Source organism: Kosmotoga sp., from assembly GCF_982836095.1.
The window spans coordinates 5,977-13,495 of record NZ_CEYIHJ010000038.1; the positions used below are offsets into that span (position 1 = coordinate 5,977).

A 7,519-nucleotide genomic window follows, 5' to 3' on the forward strand; every position below is an offset into this window, starting at 1 on the left:
ATCCATATTCAATATATTTTGCTCCTTTGGTTGGTATGCTGATTTGAAGGATTTTTACAAACGTTCCGCTGAAATATATGGCTTTGAATACTCAAACTTTTCTGACGTTTTGGAGAATTTCACGAAGAACAGATACGAAAATTTCTTAATGGACAAAGGTTATTCAATCAGAATTGCACGTGCGGTCAATTCCTGGTGGAATCTCCCTTACAGTGGAGAACTCATCGCTTCTGCATTGAAATCCATTGTAGGAAACGAAGAATTTGACAAGCTTCTGGTAGCTTATCAGCGTGTGCATAACATAAGCAAGAAGCATGATTCGGTCAAGTTTGATGGCGCACTTTTCCTAAAGAAAGAGGAAAAGACGCTTTTTAACGAATATTTACGGGTTTATGATTCCCTGAAGAGACATCTGGATGAGCACAAATTCGATAGGGCAATAAGTGATCTTATTTCGCTAAAAGAATTCATCGATGATTATTTTGACAATGTTTTCGTAATGGATAACCAACCGGATATAAGGCTCAACAGACTCGGCTTCTTAAAAGCGCTTGATGAGCTATTCTTCAAAATTGCTGATTTTTCCCAGCTTCTCGATGAGGGGGTAAATTAAATAATATGGGGTTTAAATCAGGGGTTGTTTCCCTAGTAGGAAAACCCAACGTTGGAAAATCTACGCTTATTAACAGACTTGTTGGTGAGAAAATCGCGATTGTCTCTGACAAAGTTCAAACTACCCGAAACCGTATCGGAGGGATAGTAACCACTGAAAAAGGGCAAGTAATTTTTTACGATACACCCGGTATTCACAAACCCCTCCACAGACTGGGACAATATCTTGTGAAAATTGCGGTCGGAGCCCTAAATGGTTCCGACCTTCTTCTCATAATGGTTGATTATGAAGATGGCATAAAAGCCTCAGATCATCTGGTAGCAAAACATGTCAATTCTTCTAAAATACCCGCCTTTCTTGCAATCAACAAAATCGATGTGGCTCTCACTAAAGCCAGTTTAAATGAATTCACCAAAAAGGCTCTCGCGCTTTTTGAAAATGTTGAGAAGCATTTTCTCATTTCCGCTGAGAAAGGCGATGGCGTTGATGAATTGCTGGAAGAAATAATACAAAGGCTTCCTGAAGGGCCTATGCTTTATCCGGAGGATGTTATCACAGATAGGTCTTCACGTTTCATGGCTGCTGAAATTATAAGGGAAAAAGTGCTCATGCTCACAAAGGAAGAAATTCCCCACTCTACTGGTGTGTACATCCATGATTTTCAGGATAAGGAAACTGGTGTGCTGTTTATCAGAGCAGATATTGTTGTAGAACGCCAGAGCCAAAAACCAATAATAATCGGTAAACAGGGTGCCATGATCAAGAAGATTGGCATACTTGCACGTCAGGATATGGAATATATTTTTGATTCAAAGGTATTCCTTGAACTATTTGTGAAAGTTCGTAAAAAGTGGCGAGAAAAAGATAATTTCATTCAGGACTTTACAAACCTGAGAGAGGATCTTGAGTAAAGGGGGAGAAGCATGAAAAAGGAAAGTATCGTCCTCTGGATACTTCTTCTTATGATGGTTTTGTTAAATGCCGATCAAATGGTCATGGCACCAAACATTGGTAGAATTGAAAAAGAATTTTCAATTGGAGACAGGGAAATTGGTTACATCGCTGGTTCTTTTACGATCATTGGTGCGCTACTGAGTCTTGTTTGGGGTTTTTTAGCTGACAAGTACAAAAGAAAAAAACTTCTTTTATTCAGCGTACTCGTTGGCGAAATTCCCTGCTTCTTTTCTGCCTTCGCTACCAGCTATCCGCAACTCTTTCTTTTAAGGGCTCTTACAGGCATAGGTATTGGTGCTGTCTTCCCGGTCGTCTTTTCGTATGCGAGTGACATTTTCAATGAAAATGAAAGGGCCAAGGTAAACGCCATATTATCAACCGCAATTTCGATTGGCGCAATACTCGGTATGATTATTGCTGGGTTCACCGGTGAAAGCCTTGGCTGGAGAATCCCATTTATGATTGTTTCATTACCCAATCTTATTTTTGCTTTTCTTTTCTATCTTATTGCTAAGGAACCTGAAAGAGGAGGCGCGGAAGTTGCCGTAGGAGACCTGGTGAGGGAAGGTCGAAAATACAATGCCCAGGTTAGGTTAAGCGATTATCTTGATTTATTTAAGATAAAGACGAATCTAGTACTGTTCATTCAAGGGATATTGGGAACTATCCCATGGGGAGCCATTCCATATTTCCTTGTAGAGTTTCTTCAGAGATACAAGGGTCTTGACCAGGGTAAGGCAACCATCGTATTCATTTTCTTTGGGCTTGGTAATGTATTAGGAATATTTTTTGGCGGAATAGTCGGAGGTATTCTTTACAACAAAAGAAAAGCTTATATGCCACTGTTCAGCGCTATTATGACTGCCATAGGAGCCCTTTTAGCTCTAGCGGTCCTTAATCTTCCTCCAATCGAAAATTCTGTGGGATTTCTTCTTATTTCTCTTCTGGGCATGATAGCTGCTGCAACCGCCTCAATGACAGGTCCAAATATGAAAACAATGCTGATGAATGTAAACGTTCCTGAAAATCGTGGGCGCATCTTTTCCATATTCAATATTACCGATTCTCTTGGAACTGGATTAGGAAAGGTATTTGCTGGAAGCATTTCTGTCACACTCGGTTCCCTATCAGCGGCGATGAATATTTCAGCGCTTTTCTGGCTCCCTTGTGCGTTTGCTCTGCTTTTTTCAGCCTATACATTATCAAAAGATGTTGAGAACCTTCACAGAAAGATGAAACAAACTGCAAAATTAATGTAGGGTTGAGAGTGTCAAGTGCTTATAGTTGGCATCTAATAACGCTTATGGCTTTCTATGTGCCTTAAAGAGTTATAATAGTATTGCTGAAGTAACCCTCAGACCGCTTCGCTGCCCTCGCAAAGGGCAGCAATTTTTTATTCTTTTAGTACCGGAAATGTTTCTCTCCAATGCTTCATTTTTTCAACCATTTTCCCTGAAATTTCCCATATTGAGAGCTGATGAGTTTTTATACTGGGCAATCTTTTGCCAAAGTAGTCAAAAGCCGTGCTAAGCTGTCCATAATCAGTGCCATCTGCATCAAAACCTATTCTGTTTACTCCCACTACAAACGCCTGATTTTCGATGGCTCGTGCTCTAAGAAGTGTGTCCCAGTGCAATTTCCTGCTTTTTGGCCAACTCGCAATTACAAAAAACAATTCGCTGCCCTTTGTCTCCCTGAATAACTCTGGAAATCTCAGGTCATAGCAAATTACAATTGAGCATTTTAACCTTTGAAAAGAAAATTGAACAGGTTTATTCCCCCAGGAGTAAAAATTGTCTTCTTTAGCGTAGCTGAAAAGTCTTCTTTTGAAATAAATAGCTTTTTTAAGACTCTTTGGATCATAAAATACAGCTGAATTGAAAAAGTTGCTTCCCTGCTTGAAGATACTCCCAAAAAGCACAGCTATACCATACTTTTCTGCAAGCTTTTCGAAGAATTCCATATCGCTTGGATCATATAAAGCGTGATTCATGGTAAATCCACTGAGGGTCATTTCAGGGAAAATCAACAGCCGTGCGCCTACATCTTCAGCTTCAGCAAATATTTTAGCCACTTCGGCTTTATTTTCATCTTTGTTGTCTTCCCTTGGGGCGAATAATGCACCGGCAATTTTCATAATCGACCCTCCAGCAACTCAACAATTGTGTTTAACCCATCAATGGACTTTTCAAGTTCCATAGAAGGGATTTCCCCATTATAAAGAACCTGACCTGTAAGATAAGGGAAATGTATGAACCCGGCCGAAGTTGTGTAGTTGTTCTCGCTTATGAAGTGCATCACCTGATAAAAGAGTGCATTGCATACGAAAGTTCCGGCAGTATAAGATATCCGTGAAGGGATGCCTTTTTTCACCAGGGTTTCTGTGATTTTTCTTACAGGAAGTGTTGATAAATATGCTACCGGCCCTTTATCGATGATTTTTGTGTCTTGGGGTTTTTGACCTTTGTTGTCTTCAATTCGCGCATCAATCCAGTTCAGGGCAACTTTTTCTGGTGTTATCGCTGCTCTTCCACCTGCCTGGCCCAACATCAGGACAAAGTCAGGCCGCATTTCTTCGATGAGCTTGGTTAGGATATTACCGGATTCAAAAAACACCGTCGGTAATTTTACAAAGTGAATATCCTTTCTAACACTCTTGATTTCCTCACAAATCACCTCGGTAGAATTTTTAGCATCCTTTCCAAAAGGCTCAAAATAACTGATTATAATCACGCTATCACCTTCAGTTTTTCATTTACTAGATGATATCATTAAAATGATTACAAAGAAAAGGGAGGAAAGTTATGAAATACGATTTTGATGAAATCATCAACAGGCGGGGTACATCTTCTTATAAATGGGACAAATTGAAAGAGCTTTTTGGACGTGATGAACTGCTGCCCATGTGGGTTGCCGATATGGACTTCAAATCACCGCCGGCAGTTATCGAAGCATTAACTGAAAGGGCAAAGCACGGTGTATTTGGTTATACGGCGAGGAGCGATGAATTTTACCAGAGTTTTATGGATTGGGTTATGGAAAAGCATGGCTGGAGAATAAAAAAGAGGTGGGTTGTTGACTCCCCAGGGGTAGTGCCGGCTATTGCAATAGCCATACAAGCTTTTACAAATCCAGGAGACAAAATTTTGGTTCAAACTCCGGTGTATTACCCTTTCTTTGATGTGATAAAGAACAACAACCGAAAACTTGTCACCAATGAGCTTCTTTATGTCAACGGACACTATGAGATGGACTTTAATGCCCTTGAATCTGAAATAGATGGAAAAACAAAAATGCTCATACTCTGTAATCCGCATAACCCTGTTGGCCGCGTTTGGTCAAAAACTGAACTAAAAAAGCTCGGTGAAATCTGCCTTAGAAAAGGCATTATAGTGGTATCAGATGAAATCCATTCAGATATAGTTTATTCAGAGTCGAAACATACCCCTTTTGCAAGTATATCCAATGACCTTGCGGAAATTTCAATAACTTGTATGGCTCCAAGTAAAACCTTTAATATCGCCGGCCTTGAGACTTCATTAACCATCATTCCCAATAATGAACTCAGAAAGAGTTTTGAAGGAAGACTTTACGACCAACTTTCTTTGAAACTTGGTAATATTTTCGGTATCTATGCAACGGAAGCCGCTTATCGTCATGGTAAAGAGTGGCTTGACGAGCTCCTCGACTATCTCGAAGATAACAGAAACTTCGCAATTGAATACATAAATGATAATATTCCCGGGGTTAAACCCGTCAGACCAGAGGGCACCTATCTCATGTGGCTGGATTTCCGGGAACTTGGATTAAGTGATAAGGAGCTTCAAAGGCTTATGATACATAAGGCGGGAATTGCACTAACCCACGGCCCGGTTTTTGGAAAAGGCGGCGAAGGTTTTCAAAGACTGAATTTTGCTTGTCCCAGAACCTTGCTAAAACGGGGACTCAAAATGATTGAAAGGGCGGTTAAAGAACTGAAAGATGATTAATCGAACAGAGGATTTGAAATCCATAATATTTGCGATTTTCTACATTGCAATTGTATTTTTTACTGGTATGTACGGCTACGCATTAATAGAAGGGTGGAGTCTAACCGATTCTTTTTTTATGACGGTGATTACCATATCAACTGTTGGTTACGGAACACCAAGAGACTTATCACCCGCAGGAAAGGTTTTTACCAGTTTGCTCATCTTCAGTAGTATTACACTTGGGGTCTATGCCATTTCAAAAATAACAGGCTTTATCGTCGAAGGCAAGCTCAGTCAGACTTTGAAAAGAAGAAAAATGTTAAAGGAGCTGGTAAAAATGAGAAATCATTATATTGTTGTGGGTGCTGGAACAATTGGTCTGAGCATTGCAAGAATGCTTTCAGAACGGGGACTTAAGGTAATTCTTGTGGATAATGACCCAGAACGCGTGGAATACATAGAGGAATTATCAAATGATTTTACTTGCTTTAAAGGAGATGCGGTAAATGAAGAAGTATTGAAGCAGATTGGTGTTGATCATGCTAAAGGATTAATTACCACACTACCTGTCGATGCAGATAATGTTTTTGTCGTTCTTACTGCAAGACAGTTGAATCCTTCTCTTGAAATAATTGCTAAAGCAAACGAGGTAGAAAGCATCAAGAAATTAGAATATGCAGGTGCTTCAAAGGTGCTTCCAATACTTGAAATCGGTGCACGCAGGATGGTCAACCTGATCTTAAACCCAAGCATAGAGGGATTCCTCGATACTCTTGTTGAGTCTGGTGATATCCAACTTTATTTTGAGCAGGTAAGCGTTCCAGAGGAATTTTCACCGGAGGGTATTGAGCTTGGAAAACTTAGAATCCCGCAAGAAACCGGGCTAATTGTCATAGCAGTCCACGACAACGACAGCGGAAGAAGCATATTTAATCCTGGCGCATCTACGTTGATAAAATCTGGACAATCTTTGATGGTTCTTGGAAAGAAAGAGCAGATTGAGAAATTAAGGCACCTGCTTCAAGGTTAAACTGCATTTTTTCTCATCAAGATACTCAACAAGCGTTAGAAAATTGAGAAGTACCATATAACCATGATTAAATCTCTCAGAATCTCCCTTTTCGGGATGGAATTGGACACCATAAACATATTTACTCTTATGTTTTATCATCTGGATAGAACCTGAGTCATTTACAGCGAGCAATTCAAAGTTCTTTGGAAGGCTTTTTAGGGTGAAGAGATGATTTTCCCAAGCGAAAAATTCATCTGGTATACCCGTGAGAAGAACATCGTCTTTTACGATTTTAAGCTTTCTCCACCCACGTTCTTCGGAGACGATAAGTGAAGAACCATAAATCCTTCCGATGAGTTGAAAGCCCATACATATTCCCAATACTGGAACATCGGCCTCGGTTATCAATTTAATAGAATCTCTTGCTTTGCCTGAATTTGTAAAATAAGCTGTCATGCTGTTCCCACCGCTTATGATAAGTGCTGAATATTCCCTGTTTTTGGGAAATTCACCTAGAAAAGCTCGGTAAACAACATAATCAACTCCCAGCTTTTTCAAGGCTTGTTCTATGTAAGAATTACCATTGGAATAATCGGAATCATTCTGAAGGAGGGCAATCGGATGTGATAATGAAAAGCACATTACAGACATAAAAGCTGCTAAGAAAACCAATATGATACGCCCCATGCTTCTTGACACCTCCCTGTCGTGATGATAAACTATTTATGCCTGCCGGGGTGGCGGAATTGGCAGACGCGCATGACTCAGGATCATGTGGGCATTATGCCTGTGCGGGTTCAAGTCCCGCCTCCGGCACCAAACTGGGAGTTAAGCTCCCAGTTTTTTGTTATAAATTTGCTCTATCTTTTAGCAATGAAAGAGCGGTTTTGAATTCTTCGCCAAAGTATCTGTCTTTATCGTGGTCTTCCAAGATTCCCTGAAACTGCAAAAACAGTTCTTCTATCTTCT

General features: G+C 40.2%; 8 protein-coding genes and 1 tRNA gene. 6 read left to right on the top strand and 3 right to left on the bottom strand.

Annotation, left to right across the window (positions count from 1 at the left end):
- The 3 genes from AC3LHT_RS04065 to AC3LHT_RS04075 all read left to right on the top strand — a co-directional run.
- The coding region (locus AC3LHT_RS04065) for a DALR anticodon-binding domain-containing protein (RefSeq protein WP_488662059.1) at nucleotides 1–613 on the top strand (613 nt) is incomplete at its 5' end.
- A 5-nt stretch (nucleotides 614–618) separates the two neighbouring features.
- A complete protein-coding gene (gene era, locus AC3LHT_RS04070) occupies nucleotides 619–1,524 on the top strand; it encodes a GTPase Era (RefSeq protein WP_290645774.1) in 906 nt (301 codons plus the stop codon).
- A 12-nt stretch (nucleotides 1,525–1,536) separates the two neighbouring features.
- Nucleotides 1,537–2,826 (top strand): MFS transporter, encoded by a 1,290-nt coding sequence (locus AC3LHT_RS04075; protein WP_290645776.1) that lies wholly within the window; start codon nucleotides 1,537–1,539, stop codon nucleotides 2,824–2,826.
- Nucleotides 2,827–2,960: 134 nt separating this feature from the next.
- Here AC3LHT_RS04075 and AC3LHT_RS04080 read toward each other — a convergent pair whose 3' ends face one another.
- Nucleotides 2,961–3,704 carry a nitrilase-related carbon-nitrogen hydrolase gene (locus AC3LHT_RS04080; protein WP_488662060.1) on the bottom strand — a complete coding sequence of 248 codons (744 nt, stop codon included), beginning with the start codon at nucleotides 3,702–3,704 and terminating at the stop codon, nucleotides 2,961–2,963.
- On the bottom strand, nucleotides 3,701–4,300 hold the full coding sequence (gene pcp / locus AC3LHT_RS04085) for a pyroglutamyl-peptidase I (protein WP_488662061.1): 600 nt from the start codon (nucleotides 4,298–4,300) through the stop codon (nucleotides 3,701–3,703). The genes AC3LHT_RS04080 and pcp overlap by 4 nt, the downstream gene beginning before the upstream one ends.
- Before the next feature lie 71 nt (nucleotides 4,301–4,371).
- Between pcp and AC3LHT_RS04090 the strand changes: the two genes are divergently transcribed.
- Together AC3LHT_RS04090 and AC3LHT_RS04095 are read left to right on the top strand one after the other, a co-directional pair.
- Complete coding sequence (locus AC3LHT_RS04090; RefSeq protein WP_290645782.1) at nucleotides 4,372–5,556, top strand: MalY/PatB family protein; 1,185 nt, start codon at nucleotides 4,372–4,374, stop codon at nucleotides 5,554–5,556.
- Entirely contained in the window at nucleotides 5,549–6,568 is a 1,020-nt protein-coding gene (locus tag AC3LHT_RS04095) for a potassium channel family protein (protein ID WP_488662062.1), read from the top strand. Before AC3LHT_RS04090 ends, AC3LHT_RS04095 begins: the two co-directional genes overlap by 8 nt.
- Here AC3LHT_RS04095 and AC3LHT_RS04100 read toward each other — a convergent pair.
- Nucleotides 6,545–7,237: a type 1 glutamine amidotransferase gene (locus tag AC3LHT_RS04100; RefSeq protein ID WP_488662063.1), complete on the bottom strand. Its 693-nt coding sequence runs from the start codon at nucleotides 7,235–7,237 to the stop codon at nucleotides 6,545–6,547. The genes AC3LHT_RS04095 and AC3LHT_RS04100 overlap by 24 nt on opposite strands.
- 44 nt (nucleotides 7,238–7,281) lie before the next feature.
- On the opposite strand from AC3LHT_RS04100, the gene AC3LHT_RS04105 reads away from it, so the two are divergent.
- Nucleotides 7,282–7,369 (top strand) — tRNA-Leu (locus AC3LHT_RS04105).
- The last annotated feature ends 150 nt before the right edge of the window (nucleotides 7,370–7,519 follow it).